The sequence below is a fragment of the Gillisella vitis genome (assembly GCF_021559775.1).
GTDB classification, from domain to species: Bacteria; Pseudomonadota; Alphaproteobacteria; order Rhizobiales; family Rhizobiaceae; genus Allorhizobium; species Allorhizobium ampelinum.
This window is the reverse complement of sequence record NZ_CP056047.1, coordinates 128,723-148,449: the sequence shown is the minus strand read 5'-3', so window position 1 is coordinate 148,449 and position 19,727 is coordinate 128,723. Positions and strand designations below refer to the sequence as shown.

The 19,727-nt window shown below is 57.5% G+C and carries 18 protein-coding genes, 1 tRNA gene and 1 pseudogene; 11 read left to right on the top strand and 9 right to left on the bottom strand.

The genetic code is table 11. The features are described from left to right. The first annotated feature begins 10 nt into the window (after positions 1-10). Complete coding sequence (locus AVCG78_RS00700; RefSeq protein ID WP_071202684.1) at positions 11-1,219, top strand: acetyl-CoA C-acetyltransferase; 1,209 nt, start codon at positions 11-13, stop codon at positions 1,217-1,219. A gap of 15 nt (positions 1,220-1,234) precedes the next feature. Continuing rightward, positions 1,235-3,448: an FAD-dependent oxidoreductase gene (locus AVCG78_RS00695; protein ID WP_015914852.1), complete on the top strand. Its 2,214-nt coding sequence runs from the start codon at positions 1,235-1,237 to the stop codon at positions 3,446-3,448. 62 nt (positions 3,449-3,510) lie between these two features. Here the strand turns inward: AVCG78_RS00695 and AVCG78_RS00690 are convergent, their stop codons facing one another. The 4 genes from AVCG78_RS00690 to AVCG78_RS00675 all read right to left on the bottom strand — a co-directional run bounded on the left by AVCG78_RS00690 (position 3,511) and on the right by AVCG78_RS00675 (position 7,336). Continuing rightward, complete coding sequence (locus AVCG78_RS00690) at positions 3,511-4,062, bottom strand: YagU family protein (RefSeq protein WP_015914851.1); 552 nt, start codon at positions 4,060-4,062, stop codon at positions 3,511-3,513. A 464-nt stretch (positions 4,063-4,526) separates the two neighbouring features. Beyond that, positions 4,527-5,489 carry an alpha/beta hydrolase family protein gene (locus AVCG78_RS00685; protein ID WP_015914850.1) on the bottom strand — a complete coding sequence of 321 codons (963 nt, stop codon included), beginning with the start codon at positions 5,487-5,489 and terminating at the stop codon, positions 4,527-4,529. Positions 5,490-5,588: 99 nt separating this feature from the next. After that, positions 5,589-6,227 (bottom strand): YitT family protein, encoded by a 639-nt coding sequence (locus tag AVCG78_RS00680; RefSeq protein WP_071202833.1) that lies wholly within the window; start codon positions 6,225-6,227, stop codon positions 5,589-5,591. A 128-nt stretch (positions 6,228-6,355) separates the two neighbouring features. Next, complete coding sequence (locus AVCG78_RS00675) at positions 6,356-7,336, bottom strand: methyltransferase domain-containing protein (RefSeq protein WP_156582659.1); 981 nt, start codon at positions 7,334-7,336, stop codon at positions 6,356-6,358. 169 nt (positions 7,337-7,505) lie between these two features. Between AVCG78_RS00675 and AVCG78_RS00670 the strand changes: the two genes are divergently transcribed. The 3 genes from AVCG78_RS00670 to AVCG78_RS00660 are packed head-to-tail and all read left to right on the top strand — an operon-like array spanning position 7,506 to position 9,751. After that, positions 7,506-7,772 carry a DUF6460 domain-containing protein gene (locus AVCG78_RS00670; RefSeq protein WP_015914847.1) on the top strand — a complete coding sequence of 89 codons (267 nt, stop codon included), beginning with the start codon at positions 7,506-7,508 and terminating at the stop codon, positions 7,770-7,772. A gap of 1 nt (position 7,773) precedes the next feature. Continuing rightward, complete coding sequence (locus AVCG78_RS00665) at positions 7,774-8,364, top strand: CAP domain-containing protein (RefSeq protein WP_234617985.1); 591 nt, start codon at positions 7,774-7,776, stop codon at positions 8,362-8,364. Positions 8,365-8,407: 43 nt separating this feature from the next. Beyond that, complete coding sequence (locus AVCG78_RS00660; protein ID WP_071203040.1) at positions 8,408-9,751, top strand: MATE family efflux transporter; 1,344 nt, start codon at positions 8,408-8,410, stop codon at positions 9,749-9,751. Here the strand turns inward: AVCG78_RS00660 and AVCG78_RS00655 are convergent. Both AVCG78_RS00655 and AVCG78_RS00650 read right to left on the bottom strand, forming a co-directional pair. After that, entirely contained in the window at positions 9,727-10,818 is a 1,092-nt protein-coding gene (locus AVCG78_RS00655) for a quinone-dependent dihydroorotate dehydrogenase (RefSeq protein ID WP_071203042.1), read from the bottom strand. The two genes, AVCG78_RS00660 and AVCG78_RS00655, sit on opposite strands and share 25 nt — an antisense overlap. Continuing rightward, on the bottom strand, positions 10,815-11,162 hold the full coding sequence (locus AVCG78_RS00650) for a DUF952 domain-containing protein (RefSeq protein ID WP_071202828.1): 348 nt from the start codon (positions 11,160-11,162) through the stop codon (positions 10,815-10,817). The genes AVCG78_RS00655 and AVCG78_RS00650 overlap by 4 nt, the downstream gene beginning before the upstream one ends. 447 nt (positions 11,163-11,609) lie before the next feature. Here AVCG78_RS00650 and AVCG78_RS00645 point away from each other — a divergent pair, with 447 nt between their 5' ends. The 3 genes from AVCG78_RS00645 to AVCG78_RS00635 all read left to right on the top strand — a co-directional run bounded on the left by AVCG78_RS00645 (position 11,610) and on the right by AVCG78_RS00635 (position 13,744). After that, complete coding sequence (locus AVCG78_RS00645; RefSeq protein WP_015914842.1) at positions 11,610-12,257, top strand: response regulator transcription factor; 648 nt, start codon at positions 11,610-11,612, stop codon at positions 12,255-12,257. 224 nt (positions 12,258-12,481) lie between these two features. Further along, a complete protein-coding gene (locus AVCG78_RS00640; protein ID WP_015914841.1) occupies positions 12,482-13,156 on the top strand; it encodes a S24 family peptidase in 675 nt (224 codons plus the stop codon). 174 nt (positions 13,157-13,330) lie between these two features. Next, the gene (locus AVCG78_RS00635; RefSeq protein WP_015914840.1) at positions 13,331-13,744 is read left to right on the top strand and encodes a tellurite resistance TerB family protein; all 414 of its coding nucleotides are present in this window, start codon (positions 13,331-13,333) and stop codon (positions 13,742-13,744) included. Between the two features lie 19 nt (positions 13,745-13,763). Here the strand turns inward: AVCG78_RS00635 and AVCG78_RS00630 are convergent, their stop codons facing one another. After that, a complete protein-coding gene (locus AVCG78_RS00630) occupies positions 13,764-14,678 on the bottom strand; it encodes a transporter substrate-binding domain-containing protein (protein ID WP_041696156.1) in 915 nt (304 codons plus the stop codon). 188 nt (positions 14,679-14,866) lie between these two features. On the opposite strand from AVCG78_RS00630, the gene AVCG78_RS00625 reads away from it, so the two are divergent. Further along, positions 14,867-16,696: a glycosyltransferase family 2 protein gene (locus AVCG78_RS00625; protein WP_234665121.1), complete on the top strand. Its 1,830-nt coding sequence runs from the start codon at positions 14,867-14,869 to the stop codon at positions 16,694-16,696. 417 nt (positions 16,697-17,113) lie between these two features. Here the strand turns inward: AVCG78_RS00625 and AVCG78_RS00620 are convergent, their stop codons facing one another. After that, complete coding sequence (locus AVCG78_RS00620) at positions 17,114-18,232, bottom strand: heme-binding protein (protein ID WP_081355225.1); 1,119 nt, start codon at positions 18,230-18,232, stop codon at positions 17,114-17,116. A gap of 480 nt (positions 18,233-18,712) precedes the next feature. On the opposite strand from AVCG78_RS00620, the gene AVCG78_RS00615 reads away from it, so the two are divergent. Both AVCG78_RS00615 and AVCG78_RS27280 read left to right on the top strand, forming a co-directional pair. Continuing rightward, a complete protein-coding gene (locus tag AVCG78_RS00615) occupies positions 18,713-18,952 on the top strand; it encodes a hypothetical protein (RefSeq protein ID WP_015914836.1) in 240 nt (79 codons plus the stop codon). Between the two features lie 20 nt (positions 18,953-18,972). After that, positions 18,973-19,280, top strand: a pseudogene (locus AVCG78_RS27280) (IS481 family transposase); the annotation flags it as partial. 351 nt (positions 19,281-19,631) lie between these two features. Here the strand turns inward: AVCG78_RS27280 and AVCG78_RS00610 are convergent. Next, positions 19,632-19,705 (bottom strand) — tRNA-Gly (locus AVCG78_RS00610). Between the last annotated feature and the right edge of the window lie 22 nt (positions 19,706-19,727).

The window sequence follows — 19,727 nt, the reverse complement described above, 5'->3', positions numbered from 1 at the left end:
GAGAGAGACGATGACTGAAGTCTATGTTTACGACCACGTGCGCACGCCGCGCGGCCGCGGCAAGAAGGATGGCGCACTGCATGAAGTGCCATCCGTGCGCCTTGCCGCCAAGGCGCTGGAAGCCATCCGCGACCGCAACGGTCTCGACACATCCACCGTCGATGACATCATCATGGGTTGCGTCGATCCTGTGATGGATGCTGGCGCGGTGATCCCCAAGGCTGCGGCCTTTGAGGCCGGTTATTCCACCAAGGCTCCGGGCATACAGATCTCGCGTTTCTGCGCGTCTGGTCTTGATGCCATCAATCTCGCCGCAGGCAAGATTGCCACGGGTGCGGATGATATCGTCATTGCCGGTGGCGTGGAGAGCATGTCACGTGTTGGCCTGGGCATGTCGGGCGGCGCGTGGTTCATGGACCCTTCCGTCAACTTCCCGGCTTTTTTCATGCCGCAGGGCGTGTCCGCCGATCTGATCGCCACAAAGTATGGCTTTTCCCGCGATGATGTGGATGCCTATGCGGTGGAAAGCCAGAAACGCTCCGCCCATTCCTGGGAAAAAGGCTATTTCGACAAATCGGTCGTCGCGGTAAAAGATCAGAATGGCCTGACCATTCTGGACCGCGACGAACATATGCGCCCCGGCACTGACATGCAGTCGCTGGCGGGTCTCAACCCTTCCTTCCAGATGCCCGGTGAAATGGGCGGCTTTGAAGCCGTCGGCATTCAGGCGCATCCCGAGATTGAGAAAATCAATTACGTCCACCATGCGGGCAATTCCTCCGGCATCGTCGATGGCTCCGGCGTTGTGCTGCTTGGCTCCAAGACCGGCGGCGAGAGCATGGGCTTGAAACCCCGCGCCCGCATTCGCGCCTTTGCCAATATCGGCTCCGATCCGGCTTTGATGCTGACCGGCCCTGTCGATGTAACGGAAAAGCTTTTGAAGAAAACCGGCATGACGCTGGCCGACATCGATCTGTTCGAGCTGAACGAAGCCTTTGCCGCCGTGGTTCTGCGCTTCATGCAGCATTTTGACGTGTCCCATGATGTCATGAACGTCAATGGCGGCGCGATTGCCATGGGCCACCCGCTGGGTGCTACCGGCGCGATGATCCTCGGCACCGTGCTGGATGAGCTGGAGCGGCGCGACCTGAACACCGCACTGGTGACGCTCTGCATCGGGGCTGGCATGGGCACCGCTACCGTTATTGAACGAGTCTGATCGGGAGGGATGACAATGACCTATAAGAATTTCACCGTTGAGACCGATGCAGACGGCATTGCCCTTGTCACCTGGGACATGCCCGACAAGAGCATGAATGTCTTCACCATGGAAGTGATGGACGAAATCGAAGCGATTGTGGATGCCACCGTCGCGGATGCCGCCGTCAAGGGCGTGGTCTTCACATCAGGCAAATCCGCCTTCTCCGGCGGTGCCGATCTCAGCATGATCCGCGGCATGTTTTCCATGGTGGAGGAAGAGCGCGCCAAGGACCCGGCCAATGCCGTGCAAAAACTGTTCGACTCCGCTGGCCGGATGAGCTGGCTGTGGCGCAAGATCGAGACCAATGGCAAGCCCTGGGTCTCCGCCATCAACGGCACCTGCATGGGCGGCGCGTTTGAGCTGTCGCTCTCCTGCCATGGCCGCGTGGTCTCCAACGGCAAATCGGTGAAGCTGGCGCTGCCGGAAGTCAAGGTTGGCATCTTCCCCGGCGCTGGCGGCACCCAGCGTGTGCCGCGTCTGGCCAATGCCCAGGACGCCCTGCAAATGATGACCACCGGCCAGACCCTGACGCCGCAGCGCGCCAAGGCCATGAACCTCGTGCATCAGGTGGTGGAGCCGGATCAGCTCATTTCGGCTGCAAAGCAGATGATCAAGGATGGCTTGAAGCCGGTTGCTCCCTGGGATGAAAAGGGCTTCAAGGCTCCCGGCGGCGGCATCTGGACACCGGCATCGGCCCAGCTTTGGCCAGCGGCACCGGCTGTGCTGCGCCGTGAAACCTCCGGCAATTATCCGGCCGCTCTGGCGATCCTGAAATGCGTCTATGAGGGCTTGCAGGTGCCGTTCGACACCGGCCTTCGCATCGAACAGCGCTATTTCACCGAAATCGTCCAGACCACCGAAGCCTTCTCGATGATCCGCTCGCTGTTCATCTCGCTTCAGGAGCTTGGCAAGGGCGCGCGCCGCCCGGCAGGCCAGCCGAAAAGCACCCTCAAGAAGGTTGGCGTGGTTGGCGCTGGTTTCATGGGCGCATCGATTGCCTATGTCACTGCCGCCGCCGGTCTGCCCGTAGTGCTGATCGACCGCGACATGGAGGCTGCCAACAAGGGCAGGTCCGTGGCTGAAGGCCTGGTGTCGGGTGCAATCGGCAAGGGCAAGATGAGCAAGGAAGACGGCGAAAAGCTGCTGTCTCTGATCACCCCCAGCGACGATTATTCATCGCTGTCGGATGCTGATCTGGTGATCGAAGCGGTGTTTGAAGACCGCGACGTCAAGAAGGCCGTGATCGAAAAGGTTGAGGCCGTGCTGCCGGAAGGGGCAATTTTTGCCTCCAACACCTCGACCCTGCCGATCACCGGTCTTGCCAAGAACTCCAAGCGTCCTGCTGATTTCATCGGCGTGCATTTCTTCTCGCCGGTCGAAAAGATGATGCTGACGGAAGTCATCCTCGGCAAGGAGACCGGCGACAAGGCGCTGGCGGTGGCTCTCGACTATGTGGCGGCCATCAAGAAGACGCCGATTGTCGTCAATGATACCCGTGGTTTCTTCGTCAATCGCTGCGTACTGCGCTACATGGCGGAAAGCTACGACATGCTGCTGGAAGGCGTGCCGCCGGTGATGATCGAAAATGCCGCGAAATTCGCCGGCATGCCGGTTGGTCCGCTGTCCCTCAACGATGAAGTGGCAATCGATCTGTCCTACAAGATCCTCAAGGCGACCATTGCCGATCTCGGTGAAAAGGCCGTGGACCCGCGCCATATGGAACTGGTGGCCCGCATGGTCGAGAAGGAAGAACGCTTTGGCCGCAAGAATGGCAAGGGCTTTTACGACTACCCCGCCAAGCCTGCCAAAAAGCATGTCTGGCCGGGCCTGAAGGACTTTTATCCGCAGCAAAAGCCGGATGACGTCAACGTCAAGACCCTGCAAGAGCGTTTCCTGGCGACCATCGCCCTGGAAGCGGCCCGCACCATGGAAGAAGGCATCGTGGTTGACCCCCGCGAAGCCGATGTCGGCTCTATCCTTGGCTTCGGCTTTGCCCCCTATACCGGCGGTGCGCTGTCCTACATCGACGGCATGGGCGTGAAGACATTCGTGGCACTCTGCGAACGGTTGGCCAAGGACTACGGCCCGCATTTTGCACCAACGCCGCTGCTCAAGGAGATGGCGCAGAAGGGCGAGACCTTCTACGGGCGGTTTGATCCCTATGGGGCAGCCAAGCAGGCGGCCTGATTGCCAAGCAAAATAGAACGGGGAGGCAGAAATGCCTCCCCGCTTTTATGTGGTCATAGGGTTTAAGCCTTGACCCAATCGCCCTGAATAGGCCTGGCGAAATAGGCAAGAACCGCAATCATGCAAATTTCAATCGAGACCGACCAATAGATATGGCCGAGGATCTCGCTCCAAAGCTCAAAGGCGTTGAGGTTCCACAGCCATCCTGTGGCGCCATTGGCATAAACCGGATTTCGAAAGCCGAGCAACGGGATAAGAAATCCATGCATCACCACGGTGATGATCAATCCATAAAAAGCGCCGTACCAGAGCCTGATCTTCGGCCAATAGGCGGAAGCAAAGACATAGACCAGGGCAAAGGCGAAACTGAACAGCCAGTGATACAGCGTGACAGCTCCAGGCACGGTGACGCCCTGATAGATGTAATCGAGCGAATGCGAATTGAAGCCAAATCCTCCAAGCCATGCATCGATATGAGCCCCCGGAGGTGACACTTCGCCCGGCACGCGCGGCGGCATATTGACCTCAGATCCCCATTTGACCAGTGAACTGATGAAACCACCGACAAGGGTGGTCCAGACAATAACCTGTCGATTGACCTTGTTTTCCAACATTATAAATATCCTTCTGGCGGATACCCCTAAATACCAGGGGCTTTTGCAAAAAATGCAACGGCACGAGCGTCAAATCGTGACTTATCCTCATGAATTACAACAGGAATATGCGTGTATCCATTATGACTGCCGTTGTCTGGATCATGGGAGAAAACACGTCCATCACCCTTGATCCTGATCAAGGCTGGCCTGGATTTCAGTGATGCCGGAGAGTGGAGACTTCGATTTTAAGATGCAAATGGATTTATAGAAGGCGCAAAATGCTGTGGCACTTTAAATTTGTTGGCGTCCCGTGCCCGGCATCGGCTTTGTTCTCTACCAACGCCGATCTTGCAAGCGATGGCGTACAAGGACAAGACCTTCTATGGGCGGTTTAATTTCTATGGAGTTGTGAAGACGGCAGTTTGAAACAAAGTAACTTCAAAAACGGCGCGGACTGAAATGTCAGGAGCGCCACTAACATTCTATAGATGCGCCTTAAAAAATGCGATGACCTGCCTATTAAACTCTTGATGAAATGCAGCCCGATCAAAGCCCTGTCTATCGGTGCAAAGCTCCGGCAGATTTCTAATCAGTTCTGCGGGGCAGATGGTCAAAAATGCAAAATGTTCAGAGTTTGGCACGGTATGAAAGTCAGGTTTGTCAGGCAAATTGCTAGCAACAGTCAGAAGGTTTTCTGGCGACACACCATCTCCGCCATATTGAGAGCCCCACATCTGGATGGGTGCAGTGACATTCTGCACGCTGCTTGGCGCAGAAAAAAAACTGCTGAGTGGATCGGCGATCACAAAAGCTTTGATACGCGGATCATGTTGCAAGGCCTGTTTTGGCAATGAATTCTGGTTTGCGTGATCACAGGATGCTGCATTCTGATCTTGGCACTGCGAAGGCAAGCTTCGAAAATCAGGGTTCGCCCCTGCCAGAACAAGCCCAGTATATCCGCCTCGGGAAAATCCGAAAAAGCCGATAGACTGAGGATCAATCCTGGCCGCATCCGGGGAAGAACCGAGCATGAAGTCGATGACCCGCTTCACGTCTACCGGGCGACTGATCAAAGCCTTGAGATTATGCTGTCTCTCTTTATTTGCAGCGGTATCGTCAGGGTGATTGATCGCCACAACGACAAATCCTGCGTCCGCCAATGCCTCTGCTGTGTCATGATGGCTGAGATTGGTGCCGCCAAAGCCATGGGAAATCACAATCAGTGGTCGATTTTCTCCCTCAACCGGACAGTCTCGAACTCCCGGAAGAATAAAGGGGCCAGCCTTGATCTCTCCATCTGGCTTTGCACAGGGCGACCACTCCACAGCTTTCAGCAGGGGGCCTTGCGCATCGGCAGGAATGTCGAAGGACTTCAATCCCGCACTATTCGCCTGCCCAGCGGTCAAAATAAGCACCGCAGCAAGGAGACACCTTCCAACCTTCATGGCACCCCTCCAGCGAGACCTACAACCCTGGACTGGTAGTCACGACATTTAAAGGTTGAGGTCAAGACGGAAGGCGGAAGACCGCATCGTGATTTTTAATCACCGCAACGCAATATACCGATCCGACCGATGGTTGATCAGCACGAACACATTCAGCACCACTGCCCCGATAATCGAGCAGCCAACCACCCACGGGCTGACCACGGTAAATGCGAGGGCCATGACCACGACATCAAAGGCCAATTGCACCAATCCCGCCTGGATGCCGAAACGGTCCTGGACGAAGACCGCGAGGATGCCGATGCCGCCGAGGCTGGCGCGGTGGCGGTAGAGAGCCAGCAGGCCGAAGCCGAGCAGGAGACCCGCGAGGATAGCGCCCCAGACTGGGTTGATGCTCTCGATGACGATGAAACGGCTTTCGATTTCGACGAGAAACGAGGTCAGCGCCACGGCCACGAAGGTTTTGAGGGTAAAGTCCCAGCCGACCCGTTTGATGGAGAGAATGTAGAAAGGCATGTTGAGCAGGAAGAACACCAGACCGAAGCTCCAGCCCGTCCAGTAATGGATGACGAAGGCAAGACCCGCCATGCCGCTGGTGACGAGACCAATCTTGGCAATCAGATAGAGGCCGAGCGCCGAAATCATTGTTCCGCAGATAATGCCCTGGATATCCTCGGCCCGGTTGTGACGGGTGGGATTATCGTTCCAGATGCCGAACAGATTGCTCATCAATGCCATCACCATTCTCCATCTGGACAGGCGGATTTTCCGCAGCTTTATCTATCAGGATGCCTGAAATCCGGCAGGTTTCAAGCGGGTTGCGTCAGCAAGACTGACCTATCGGCAAGATCGCAATATTCGGTCTTTCAGCCCGTCTTGGCCGCAACAAACAGAATGCCTTGAATGGGTTTTCCGCCATCCATGCGAATGACCTCCTGCTGGCTTTCGAGCAGGGTAAAGCCTTTGGCTTCCAGTTCGCAGACCACATAGGCCTCGCTATGCTGGTAGCGCAGCGATTGCGCCAGGCTGAAGCTCTCCTCACCCAGCTGTTTTTCGACGGAAAAGGCGAAATAGCCGCCCCGTTCCAGAAGATCCGCAGCAAGCGAAAAGACGCCGGACAATGCGCCGAGATACATCAGCACATCGGCTGCCGTGACCAGATCCGCCCGCCCTCTTCCCTCGCCCTTTGCGGGACCAAACAGACCGCAGGCGTCCGCATCAAGCGACAAATCCGCGATCGCCAGATCATCGTAGATCTGTTTTTCCCGTGCCTTGGTCAGCATGGCCGAGGATAGATCGTAGCCCTCAAGGTGATCGACCCATGGCCGCAGTTCCATGCCCAGCAAGCCGGTGCCACAGCCGAAATCCACAGTGCGGCGATAGCGTCGGTCCGCACCACCAATCCGTGAAATCATCGCCGCCAGCTTTTTCGGCACCCGGTAGTCCAGCTTGTCCACGAGGGCTGTGTCGAAGCGGTCGGCATAATCGTCAAACAGCGCTGCCACATAGCGGCTCGGCGGCTTTTCCGGCATGGCTTGCGCACCGATCAGCACCAGTTTCAGCCCAGCGGCAAAAATATCCTCGGGGTCGAGTGTCAGCACCTGCCGATAGGCATCCGCTGCCGTCTCGATCAAGCCCGCTTTGGCCCGGTATTCCCCCAAGAGAAACCACCCCGCCACCCAGTTCGGGGCGAGTTCCAGCGCCTGTTCCATCAGCTCTGCGGCAGCGGCGTGATCGCCGCTTTCCGAGAGCATACGGGCATAATCAGCGCGGCGGTCAGCGGTGATATCGCCGGAAGAGCGTTGTCCAGGAGAGAGAGGGCCAAAGGCGGGCTGGATGCCGTGCATGGATGTCGAACGATCCTCAAAATATGATTTCGGAGCAATGGAGCAAGCCTTGAAAAACGCAAGCGGAATCTTGTCACCACCAACAACAGCCCTCATCGCGCTTGCACCGCCATAATCCAATGCTTATGTGGGCCTATGCTCAACGGAGCGGGAAACAGGAGACTAGGCCATGACCGATGGCGTGAACAGATTTCTGGGCGATTCGATTGGCCGAACGATCATCAAACTGCTCGTCGTTTCGGTGATCGTCGGCTTTGTCATGCGGATATTCGGCATTTACCCCTATGACATTATTGAGGGTATCCGGCATTTCATCCTGGATGTCTGGCACAAGGGGTTTGCGGCACTCGGCCAGTTCGGAGACTATCTGTTGCTGGGCGCCAGTATCGTCATTCCGGTTTTCATCCTGATCCGGCTTCTCAATCTGCGGAAATAACATGCGATCCAAATCCCTCTTGATGCCCCAGGCCGTCTCAACGCCAAAGGCTGGCCGCCGCGAGCTTTTGGCGCTGGGCGGCCTTGGGCTTGCAGCCCTGCTGAGCGGTTGCGCCACGCCTGCGCTCAAGCCTTCCGCCCCGTCAGATGTTGAGGACGAGACCGCTGCCTTTCTGCCGATGGTCAACGCATTACGCCAGAAGAACGGCAAGCCGGTGCTGGTTAGCGATCCGCAGGCCGCCAAGGCCGCGATGTTCCAGGCCAATCGCATGGCCCAGGCTGAGAAAATGGCACATCTGATTGGTGTAGGCGACAGTTTCGGGGCGCGGATGCGCTCAGGCAATGTCCAGCTTCCCGCCGCTGAAAATGTCGCGATGTTGCAGCAGACGGCAGATGCCGCCATGCAGGCCTGGATCAACTCGTCCCATCATCTGGAAAATATGCTCGGCCCCTATCACGGGCTGGGTGTGGCCGTGGCGCGCATACCGTCACGCGGTAACAAGCCCTATTGGGCCATGGTTCTGTCCGGCACGCCACGTCCGGAGAGCGAAATGGGACCGCCGCCAACTGGCATTCGCTTGAGAATCGGGTGATAAAGGGCTTCGGCGGGCCGTTCCTCGCCTGCTGGAGCCTTTCATGACCATCGCCAATCCCCCCGACCGCGCTTTTCGTGTGACCCATCGCGGCGTGCTGGCCATCGCCCTTCCGATGACCATTGGCTACATCACCACACCGCTTCTGGGCATTACCGATACCGCCGTCATTGGCCGAACCGGCGAAGCGGCAGCACTTGCGGGCCTGGCAATTGGTGCCGTGCTGTTCGATCTGGTGTTTGCCAGCCTCAATTTCCTGCGCGCCTCCACCACCGCGCTGGTGGCCCAAGCGCATGGCCGTCAGGATGCACGCGATCAGGTGGCGGTGTTCTGTCGCTCCATGATCCTGTCGCTGGGCATTGGGCTGCTGTTGCTGCTGCTGTCTCCCCTACTGCTGAAGGCCGGGCTGGCGCTGATGGGGCCGCAGGGGCGGGTGGCTGAAGTGACGTCGATCTATTTTTCCACCCGCATCCTGGCCGGGCCGTTAACGCTCGCCAACTTCACCATCATGGGCTTTATCCTGGGGCGCGGCAAAGGCGCGCTGGCGCTTGGCCTGCAAATTGCGCTGAACGGCGTCAATATTCTGCTTTCAATCTACCTTGGTCTGCACCTTGGCTGGGGCGTGTCCGGCGTCGCCTGGGGTGCTGTGGCCGGGGAAGCCACCGCCACGCTGGCGGGGTTGGCGATCATTCTAGCGCGCACCGACAGGACGCTGTTTCCGTCTCTGGCCGAATTGCTGGATCGCAACAAGCTCGCCCAATTGTTCGCGCTTAACCGCGACATCCTGATCCGCAGCTTCGTCTTGCTGGCGGCCTTCACGCTATTGACCCGGATCGGCACCGGCTTTGGCGCCGTAACCCTTGCCGCCAATGCGTTGCTGATGAATTTCTTTATGATTGCCTCCTTCTATCTGGATGGCATTGCCAATGCTGCCGAGCAGATTGTCGGTCGAGCCGTCGGCGCCCGCTACCGCCCCGCTTTCGACCAGGCCGTCAGGCTCACCAGCCTCTGGTCCTTCGGACTGGCGCTCACCAGCCTGCTGTTTTTCCTGGGCGCAGGTGGGGCGATCATTGACATGATGACGACGGCTGAAGAGGTTCGCCGCGTGGCACGCGAGTTTCTGCCCTGGGCCGCCATGACCGCCATGACCGGGGCGCTGGCCTTCCAGATGGATGGGGTCTTCATCGGGGCCGCCTGGTCTAGCGATATGCGCAATATGATGCTGGCGGCCTTTGCCGGTTATCTGGTCGCGCTGGCGCTGTTCGTGCCGCTGCTAGGCAATCACGGACTATGGCTGGCGCTCAACCTGTTTCTGGCGTTTCGCGGCCTTTTCCTGGCGCTGCGGCTCAAAAGCCGCAGCGATCAGACCTTCAGCGCCCGCCAGTAATCAACCCTGCTGTCACGCAGCTGCGCAATCGAGGCAATGCCATCGCGGTCCAGCACCTGTGACAGGCCCTTGACGATGGCGGCGGGCAGTCCCGGCCCTTCATACACCATGCAGGAATAGAGCTGCACCAGATCGGCACCGGCCTTGATTTTCTCCAGCGCCGTCTGCGCCGAGGAAACACCACCGACGCCAATGATCGGCAGGGCCGGTCCAACCCGGTGGCGCATACGGGCCAGCACCGCCGTCGATTTCTCGAACAAGGGCTTGCCCGACAATCCGCCCGCCTCGCCCGCCTGCCTTGTATCCGTCAGGCCATCGCGCGACAGCGTGGTGTTAGAGACGATCAACCCGTCCAGATCGCGGCCCAGAACCACTTCGGCAATGTCATCCATGCCTTCCTCGGTCAGATCAGGGGCGATCTTCAGGAAGACCGGCACCCGGCGGCCCGCCTTGGCCGCCTCATCGGCGCGGGCGGCCAGCACCGCGTCCAGCAGATGGCCGAGACTGTCCTTTGCCTGCAAATCGCGCAGGCCCGGCGTGTTGGGCGAGGAAATATTGGCGGTGAAATAGCTGGCCAGCGGATAAAAGCGCCGAATGCCCGTGACATAATCGGCAATCCGGTCCTCGGCATCCTTATTGGCGCCAATATTGATGCCGACCACGCCCGGCCTCCCTGATCGCGCCTTCAGCCTGGCAAAGGCCGCCTCATGCCCTTCATTATTAAAACCGAGACGATTGATAACGGCCTCATCGCGAACCAACCGGAAAATCCGAGGCTTGGGATTACCGCCCTGCGGCTTTGGCGTCAGCGTTCCCACTTCGGCAAAGCCGAAGCCGAGACCCAGCAATTCGTCCGGCACTTCGGCATTCTTGTCATAGCCAGCCGCCATGCCGAGTGGGTTGGGAAAATGCAGACCAGCAACAGTCTGCGCTAACCGGGGATCGTCCGGCAAGTGGCATTTCGGCATCAGGCTGGTTTTTAGCCCGGCAATCGACAGGCCATGGGCGGTTTCGGCGTCGAACAAAAACAGGCCCGGGCGGGCGAAGCGCTTGAACGGATCAATCATGCCATGTCCTCCGGAAACTGGTGCAGGCCGTCTTTTCCAAGCGGCAGCGGTTTTTCCCACAAAACAGCGGAGAGCGGCAAGGGCGCATAAAGATGCGGAAACAGCGCGCCGCCGCGTGAGGGTTCAAAGATCAGGGCCGCTCCCAGTGCCTCCCCATCGACCGCGACCAGCAACAGGTCTTGTTGTCCGGCAAAATGCAACCTTGCGGTGTCCTTCGCCTGGATCGCAGTGGAAAAATGGATGAAACCGTCCTGGAGATCGATTGGCGCACCGGCAAACACACCATCGGCACGGGCCTTTTGCCAGAGGGCGTCTGGCACGATCTTGTAGATTGCATTTGCCATGATGTCATCCTTATCGCGATCTTGGGACACGAGCGTTGCGCCGGTTTGCCCCAACAGCAACGACTTGTCCACGCCAGACAGCATCAGACGGCGGAAATGAACCGAATTCGTCCCCTATGGCGCTGGCCATCACATAGCCCTGGAGTGACTGGCATCAATATATCAAAGCACACTCCAGGCATGATCATTTTCGTAACCGCCATTTTCGGCTTGATGTATTGTTCACCTAAAGCAATCTATGGTATTATTTAATTCCTGACCCAACCCTATGAATAGAATGCTATCTTGCATCCCTTCAGCACAGGATTAGAGCCGGGAATTGGGCGATCGGACGCCGGCCTCGGTGTTCCCGCTTGCACAAACAGCAGAACAAACGTTAAACTAACATCCCGACGCGACAGACGCGAGCGGTGCTGCACAACGAAAGCTCTTGGGAGGGGGCAGACGATGGCTGAGCAAACAATCATTATCGCGGACGATCATCCCTTGTTTCGCGGCGCGCTTCGGCAAGCCGTGAGCGGCATGGATGGCAGGCAGGACATTGTCGAAGCTGGCGATTTCGAGGCGGCCCGACTGGCGGCGGATCAGCATCCGGATGCCGATGTCCTGCTGCTTGATCTGGCCATGCCAGGCGTCAGCGGCTTTTCCGGCCTGATGGCCTTGCGTGCGGAGTTTTCCAGCCTGCCGATCATTATCTGTTCGGCCACCGACGATTGCGCCACGATCCGCCGCTCGCTGGAGCTTGGCGCTTCCGGTTTCATTTCCAAATCCTCTGGCATCGATGACATTCGCTCCGCGATCCAGACCGTGCTGAACGGCGATATCTTCACGCCTTCATCCTATGTCGAGGATCAGGAACAGGACCCTGAGCTGGCCGATATCATGGCACGGCTGCGCACACTGACCCCTCAGCAGAACCGGGTGCTCGGCATGTTGTGCGAAGGCTTGCTGAACAAGCAGATCGCCTATGAACTCAGCGTTTCGGAAGCCACGATCAAGGCGCATGTCTCCGCCATTCTGCTCAAGCTCAAGGTCGATAGCCGAACCCAGGCGGTCATCCAACTGGGGCGGCTCAATATGGCCATGGTCGCTTGAGGGCAGGACTGGCTTTCATCTTCCTCGCCTGATGCCGATCTGCCCGCTCTCCTCAGTCCGCATCGTCGTGGCATGAGGCGAGTTGGGCTTTGTGCGCAGAAACAGGAACAATCGAGGATTTTATTCCTCCAAGATCTTTACTCTCGACCGCATTTGGCCGATATATGGCGAGGTGGGTCGAAGCCGTTTGTCGACGGCTGATAAATGCCGGGGTTTGGCGGGATATGCTTTCACACGAGACAATCTGGAATGCGATTGACCGGCTTGCCGAGCAGTATCATCTGACGCCGTCCGGGCTGGCACGAAAGGCCGGCCTTGATCCAACCTCGTTCAACAAGTCCAAGCGGGTCGGGCCGGATGGACGCATGCGCTGGCCATCGACCGAATCCATCGCTAAGGTGCTGGAAGCGACAGGTGCGCGGATCGATCAATTCGTCACGCTGATCAGCAATGACAACCATCAGGTCAATGCCGTTCACGAGACATTGCCGGATGGCAATTTTCCGCCGCAGATCGGCACTATACCGCTGCTTGGCTTGGCCCAGGCGGGCTCGGGCGGTTTTTTTGACGATGGCGGTTTTCCAGCCGGACAAGGCTGGGATCTGGTGGATTTACCGACCTCCGCCAAGCCAGGCGTCTATGCCCTGGAAATTCAGGGCGACAGTATGAAGCCACTTTATCGCGATGGCGATATTCTGATCGTTGAGCCAGGTGCGCCTGTGCGCCGGGGCGACCGGGTCGTCGTCAAAACCTGCGATGGCGAGGTCATGGCCAAGGTACTGGGCCGCCAGACGGCGCGGACCGTTGATCTCATTTCGATCAATCCCGACCATCCGAACCGGGTATTGGATATGCAGGACGTCGAATGGATCGCCCGAATCATCTGGGTCAGCCAGTAGGAATTATTTGCCATTCATCGATTTTTTGCAGGGGCCTGCTGAGGCAGAATGCCAGCCTCTTGAAACGGCAGATGGCAATCGCCATTCTTCAAGGCGAACCGGTCTTCGGCCATATCCAGATGGCCCATAAGATAAGCCCAAGACGATAAAGCAAATGACAGGAACAGAATTTCCATGACCCCCCAGGTGACCCTTCAGGATGCCCTGATTTTCGCAATGGTGATGACCTCGGCCGTCGACAATGCCATGGATGACCGGGAACTTGAGCGGATCGGCAATCTGGTCTCCAGCACGCCGGTCTTTGAAGGCTTCGATAAAAGCACCGTATTGGATGTGGCCAGACGCTGCGGTGCCATGCTGGCTGGGCCGGAAGGACTGGACATCACCCTGGAAACCATCCGCGACGCGCTGCCGGAACGGCTTTACGATACGGCCTATGCGCTGGCCGTCGAAGTCGCCGCTGTCGATCATACCGTCCTGCCAGAGGAAATCCGCCTGCTGCAATTGCTGCGGGATCGTCTTGGCCTGGACAAGCTGACCTGCGCGGCCATCGAGCGCAGCGCCATTGCGCGCTATCGCAAGCCATAAAACACCTGCTTGAGATATTTCAGTAAAATCCCTCGGCAAAATACCGGCGGGACAATTCGTCCAGCCTGCCCTTGCGCGACAGGGAGACCAGCGCATAGTCAAAGGCGGCGGCCAGAAAGCCGTCTTCCTTGCGCACCATGATGGTCATGCCTTCGCCGAGAAACTGCTGCGATAGAAAAGGGCCTCCCAGGAAAGCGCAGCATTGGGCGGATGAGGCACTGGCCAGCCAAAACGAGAGCTGCAATCCATCGGCGAAGGCCGCCTGGATTTTTTTCTGTTTCAGCGCATCCATCAAGGCGGCCTGATCGGCAAAACCCACCGGCGTGATCGCCGGGAAAAATGCTTTCAGCATGGCCTCCTGCGCCGTGCCCGTGACGATACCAACCGGCTTTCCGGCCAATGCCGCAGGCGTATCGGCCTTGCCGAGATTGTCACGCGGCACAACGAAACGGGCCGGCAACATCAGATAAGGTCTGGAAAAGGCAAAATCCCGCCGCAACCCTGCCGTCACCGCCATGCCCGCCACCGCAGCATCGCCATGCTTGCTCAGCAACGCGATTTCCATATCGGAAAAGGGCACGGCCTGAACCTCGCATTTCGCCTCGACATCCAGTTCGCGGCAGATCTCTCGCACCAGGTCAATATTATAGCCGGTCAAATGGCCGGTCTGATCGAGAAAACTGAAGGGTGGAAAATCCACCGTTGTGAGAAACCGCAACCGCAGCAGCACCGATAGATCCGGCTTCGGCAACCGCGCCCGCGCATCGAACAGGACCGGCACCGATTGCTGGGACGGAAGCGCCTGTGCCTGAACAGGCAAGGGTGCGAGACCTAGGGATAGAAAAGGCAGCACACCACAGGTCAAAGCAGCCAATACAGTGATTGCCTTCATGCGCCCCTTGGTTTTCAGGGATGTAACTTTCAACCGGCTCATTATCATCGCTTTCGGGCAGGCAAATGGGGTGTGAGGTACGGTTATTGTTTAGCAAAGGAATCGCGGCGAGGAAACGCGCCGCGCCATTTTCACATATATCCTCTTTTTCATTTTCCCTTTCCGCGCCTGAACCGCCCCTGCTGCGATCCTCCGTCGATCTGGTCGACCGGTTCGGCGAGGAAGTGCTCGTGCTGAAGCAGCTTGGGCTTCCAAAGCCGCTACTGTCGCGTCTCATTCAGCAGGCGCTTGCCCATGGCACATCGATAGAGCAGGAATTTCTGGCCACTGGCGACATGGAGGCGCAGGACTATTACGCCGCCCTCGCCCGGCATCTCGACCTGCCCTTTCTGCCTGTGCTTCCGGTGGAGCAAGTTCTCTATTCCGACCACATGGACAGCCAATTGCGTAAGCCGGGCCTATTGCGGCTGCATGACAAAGTCCGCGCGCCGATCACCGTCATCGTTCCCGAGGCACGGCAATTCCATGTCTTGAAGGAGCGGCTCGCGCATGCTCCGGATTTGCGAGCATCGCTTGCCATCACCACGCCGAGAGCCCTTTCTGGCGCTATCTGGCAGGCTGGCGCCCGACACCGCGTGGAAAAAGCCACGGCACATCTGTTCGATACGGCACCACTGTCCTCGGCGCGCATGGTCTTGACGGGCAAACAAGGTTTCTGGCTAGGATCTCTGCTGACGGCGACACTCGCCGCCTGCTCCACCTTTGGCTATGACGCGCTGGCGGTGATGCATATTCTGACATCGCTGCTTTATCTTTGCATGCTCGCCTTTCGAGCCGCGACCCTGGCCTATCGAATCGGAGCGAGCGATCCCCCGCCCGCCTTGCCCGCCTCGGTGGAGCTTCCAGTCTATACCGTTCTTGTGGCGCTTTATCGGGAAAGCAGCATGATCCCGCAATTGATAGACGGGCTGCGGCGGCTGGACTGGCCGGTTTCCAGGCTGGATATCAAGCTTGTCTGCGAAGCCGACGACCTGGACACGCTGGGCGCGCTGGCGGAGGCAAACATCCCGGCCCATATCGAGATCGTCCCAACCCCGCCGATTGGGCCGCGGACCAAGCCGAAGGCACTCAGCTATGCGCTGTCAGGCGCCCGTGGCGATTTTCTGGTGCTGTATGACGCCGAGGATCGCCCGCACCCCGCCCAACTCAAGGAGGCCTATGCCCATTTCCTGTCCCGCCCACCTGAAGTGGCCTGCCTGCAAGCGCCGCTGATCATCGCCAATGGTGATGAAAGCTGGATTAGTGCCTTGTTTGCGCTCGAATACGCGGCTTTGTTTCGAGGCACCCTGCCAATGCTTGCCTATCATGGCATGCCCTTGCCGCTCGGCGGGACGTCCAACCATTTCCGTATCGAGGCCTTGAAGGATGTCGGTGCCTGGGACCCCTATAATGTTACAGAGGATGCCGATCTCGGGCTGAGACTGTTCCGGGCCGGCTACCGCTGTGAAACGATCACCCGGCAAACCCTTGAAGATGCACCCGTCAGCAGCCGCATCTGGATGGGCCAGCGCAGCCGATGGTTCAAGGGCTGGCTACAGACATGGCTGATCGTCATGCGCGAACCACGCGTCGCCTGCAAGGAAATGGGGGGATCGGCCTTTGCCGTCTTTCATCTGATGATTGGCGGCATGCTGCTATCATCGCTGAGCCATCCCGCCCTTCTGCTATTCCTGACCATGACCGTCTATAGCATGGCCAACCCGCCCGCCGATGGCATTCCCCTGCGCGACCTGACGGTGTTCTGGATCGACCTGGTCAATATTCTCGGCAGCTACCTGATTTTCCTGGCACTCGGCCGTGCCGCCATGACCGAATTCGAACGCCGCCGCATCGGCAAACGCTACCTGTTCATTCCGCTCTATTGGCTGATGACGTCCATCGCCGCCTGGCGGGCGATGATCGAGTTGAAAACCAAGCCATTTTTCTGGAACAAGACCCCGCATGTACCGAGAGGCAACGAACGAAACCGAAAAGCACAGCCGAACAAGGGTATTGTTTAGAGCATCGGACCGAAGGTTAAAAACCGGTTTTCGGATGAATCCGATGCGTAAACAAAAACGTATACGAAGAGTGATGGAAGATGGCCCTTCGTATTCCGTTTGAAAACATCTCAAGCCGTGCAAGCATTTGCGATATTTGCAATGTATTCAAGGCGAGGATGCGTGAGCATCTTCGATGCCTTGGCTTATACCAAGAGTCATAGTCAATCACTTTTGGTATCGGCTGCCGCGACAACGTATCGCGCCAGCCGACCCGGTTAAAGCCATTCATCGAAGACTGCGCGATGGCCGCTTCGCCAGAGTGGCATTGTGGCAGAGTGGCATTGTGAGAAATGCACGCTCGGTCTGGGCAGCTATGGCATCGGATCATGCGCCGCCGGTTGCTCGCCGATCATTGACGCAACGAAAACAGAGCACTTATTTTTTGCCCACCAGCACGCCGCTGCCCGGCACCTTGGTCAGTGTATTTGTGGTGATGTGCGGAAAGGTGATCTCGGTCGGCGCGTCACCAGGTTTCAGGACGATCGGGATCTTTAGCATGATGGTCTGAGAATATTGCAGCTGATCGAACTGGCCGTTACCGGTATCTTCGATCCAGTAGGTCGCGTAATATTGCGTCACATCAGCGCGTTCCTGTTCGTAGTTGATGTTGGCGACGGCACCACCACCTTGATCCGAATTGACGTCGAGTTGAACGAATTGCTTAATCGGCAGGGAGACGGCCAGCGCATCGATTAGCGGCTGATTGGGGTTCTGCGCATAGACCGGGTTGAGGTTCTGCACCGACTGGCGTGTGTAGACGCCGGTATCGATATTCCCGGCAGGCCGCACCTGCGGCGGCGGTCCAATCTTCGGGGAGCCCTGCTGTACCGGGCTCGCATCGACAGTACCGCAGGCGAGCACAGAATTACCGTGCGGCACGGAAATCTGTTTGAAGATGTTGTAAGGCAACTCGGGTGGCACCGTGCCGAATGTCTGCAGGCCCGCCGCTGACCCGTCGCCGTCGCCGTAAGGCCCGAGTTGCTGCGCCTCCGGCGTAAGAAAACCCCAAATGCCGTTTTCGAAATGCACAAGCATGTCCTTGTTCGGGCCGTCCGAAATATAAACCCGCTGCTCATAGAGCAGAGCGTGGGAGATCTGGCTGCCTGTCCCCCCACGATTCGGCGCCGTGCCGTGAATCGCCGAGAACGTTATTTCCTCATAATAAGACATGCTCTTCAGGATATAACCGAACGGCGATTGAGTAGGATCACTGGGATCGGCAGTGGGTGACTGTGGCAGCGTCATCAGATTGTAGGAGAACGGATTTTCCGGTCCGCCACGGCCGGAGGCGCCAATATTTTGGTTGGTCCAGGTGCCGATGAGATATTCGAGCGCGCCAACCGACTTGGTTTCGGCGGGTGGGTTGGCCTGGGCTGGCTCGTTGATCAACGGCAGGCTGAGCGTCGGCGGCACGACTGGCTGTAGCGGATCGACGAACTGCCCCTGCTGCCCGCCACCGATGCGCCCTGTCGTAGTTTCTACCGTGGCTTCCATCAAACAATCCTTATGGTTGAATATTATAAATAACTCTCCCATTAGTCGTATTGATCGAAACAGAACGTGTCAACGACACCAACACGCATTAATTGCTCTGACTCAATTGAATTCCATCAAAAGTTGTGGTGAGGTTTATCCAGATGGTCATGCTCAGGCCGAGCTGCAACGGTCCAGACCGTCTGGAAAACCATCATAATTCACTCCTGCAAGGCAAGCACAACCTGTTGGTATTGCACAGCTGCTCGTCATATCAAGGGTCATTGAAAATGGCAGTTGGCATTGCCTTTGCAAGCATCTCAAGCCGCGCCAAGCATTTGAGATATTTGCAATGCCTTCAAGGCGAGGATGCGGGGGCATGTCAGAGACTTCGTATAAGAAGCGTATAAACGCGAATTCGATCCTTCCACGCCCGAAAAAAGCGACATTGACTCCTCTCAAAAAATAGAACATAAAAAGAACAAACGAGAGGTCATTAATATGTCTGAAGCCGAAAAGATCATCGTCGTTCAGTTTAAAAAGAATCGTGCTGGCATCGTACCGGGCGATATGCGTCCAGCATCAAGCGTCGCTTCTGCGGAGAAAATAGCTGGCGCAATGGCCGATCGCTACATTGGCGTTGCCGCATATGCTGTCACTATTGATGAAGAAAACGGAAGCATGACGAACCCCCGCTTGCTCGTATCGCACGGACAGATCTCGGATCTTATGCCCGACTGACGTAATCGCGTCTAAAAGAAATGGCACGTTGTGTCATTAATGGCATGCCAGTCTGGCAGTCGGCCCGCAACTTTGGTGTCTGTACCAAGATCGTCCGGCGCTGAACGGATCACTTCCGGCAGGGCGACAGCGAGGCCATGGCGGATCGCTCGTCCAGGCCGCATGCAAGCCCCAGGATGACGGATCAGGCGCTGACAAGCCGCATCATCACGCTGCGCCGCCAACGCCTGACCGGAGCAAGCACATCGCCATCGAAACGGGCGTGTCACCGGCAACGGTCAGCCGCGTCATGAAGCGTGCCGAGCCCTCACGCACCAGAAATATCGACAGCGGCTCTCACCCTATATGGCGCAAAAAGGTTCGCTGTCGCGCTTTATATCTGCTGTATAATTTTCTCTTTAAGCCGGTTCCGGTTTAAGGAATTATGCAGTAGCTCCCCTGCAAACGTGTAGGCGATGGAAACGCGAGCGGGTGTAGTTTCCGAAACAGTCGATGCCACCGGCTCTATAGAGAGCCGCCCAAAATCTGGCAACACACGCCACATCAAAGATGACAAAACGCTACGCCAGAGGCGACGGATTGGAAATGAGTCGAAAAGTGTCCGTTGCCCGCGCCGAACAGCGCAAGTGGCACGGACTGACACGAGTGACACAATTATTCTGTAAGTTATTGATTTTACTGGAGCGGGTGAAGGGAATCGAACCCTCGTATTCAGCTTGGGAAGCTGCTGCTCTACCATTGAGCTACACCCGCCTGATGCCCGAGAGTTCCTACA

What these genes read in the sequence shown, in the direction of transcription:
- AVCG78_RS00630 (WP_041696156.1), bottom strand. Translation starts at nt 14,678, where the DNA reads ATGAGCCGGTTGAAAGTTACATCCCTGAAAACCAAGGGGCGCATGAAG.
- AVCG78_RS00670 (WP_015914847.1), top strand. Translation starts at nt 7,506, where the DNA reads ATGACCGATGGCGTGAACAGATTTCTGGGCGATTCGATTGGCCGAACG.
- AVCG78_RS00675 (WP_156582659.1), bottom strand. Translation starts at nt 7,336, where the DNA reads ATGCACGGCATCCAGCCCGCCTTTGGCCCTCTCTCTCCTGGACAACGC.
- AVCG78_RS00690 (WP_015914851.1), bottom strand. Translation starts at nt 4,062, where the DNA reads ATGTTGGAAAACAAGGTCAATCGACAGGTTATTGTCTGGACCACCCTT.
- AVCG78_RS00615 (WP_015914836.1), top strand. Translation starts at nt 18,713, where the DNA reads ATGTCTGAAGCCGAAAAGATCATCGTCGTTCAGTTTAAAAAGAATCGT.
- AVCG78_RS00620 (WP_081355225.1), bottom strand. Translation starts at nt 18,232, where the DNA reads ATGGAAGCCACGGTAGAAACTACGACAGGGCGCATCGGTGGCGGGCAG.
- AVCG78_RS00695 (WP_015914852.1), top strand. Translation starts at nt 1,235, where the DNA reads ATGACCTATAAGAATTTCACCGTTGAGACCGATGCAGACGGCATTGCC.
- AVCG78_RS00650 (WP_071202828.1), bottom strand. Translation starts at nt 11,162, where the DNA reads ATGGCAAATGCAATCTACAAGATCGTGCCAGACGCCCTCTGGCAAAAG.
- AVCG78_RS00685 (WP_015914850.1), bottom strand. Translation starts at nt 5,489, where the DNA reads ATGAAGGTTGGAAGGTGTCTCCTTGCTGCGGTGCTTATTTTGACCGCT.
- AVCG78_RS00660 (WP_071203040.1), top strand. Translation starts at nt 8,408, where the DNA reads ATGACCATCGCCAATCCCCCCGACCGCGCTTTTCGTGTGACCCATCGC.
- AVCG78_RS00665 (WP_234617985.1), top strand. Translation starts at nt 7,774, where the DNA reads ATGCGATCCAAATCCCTCTTGATGCCCCAGGCCGTCTCAACGCCAAAG.
- AVCG78_RS00640 (WP_015914841.1), top strand. Translation starts at nt 12,482, where the DNA reads ATGCTTTCACACGAGACAATCTGGAATGCGATTGACCGGCTTGCCGAG.
- AVCG78_RS00700 (WP_071202684.1), top strand. Translation starts at nt 11, where the DNA reads ATGACTGAAGTCTATGTTTACGACCACGTGCGCACGCCGCGCGGCCGC.
- AVCG78_RS00635 (WP_015914840.1), top strand. Translation starts at nt 13,331, where the DNA reads ATGACCCCCCAGGTGACCCTTCAGGATGCCCTGATTTTCGCAATGGTG.
- AVCG78_RS00645 (WP_015914842.1), top strand. Translation starts at nt 11,610, where the DNA reads ATGGCTGAGCAAACAATCATTATCGCGGACGATCATCCCTTGTTTCGC.
- AVCG78_RS00680 (WP_071202833.1), bottom strand. Translation starts at nt 6,227, where the DNA reads ATGGCATTGATGAGCAATCTGTTCGGCATCTGGAACGATAATCCCACC.
- AVCG78_RS00655 (WP_071203042.1), bottom strand. Translation starts at nt 10,818, where the DNA reads ATGATTGATCCGTTCAAGCGCTTCGCCCGCCCGGGCCTGTTTTTGTTC.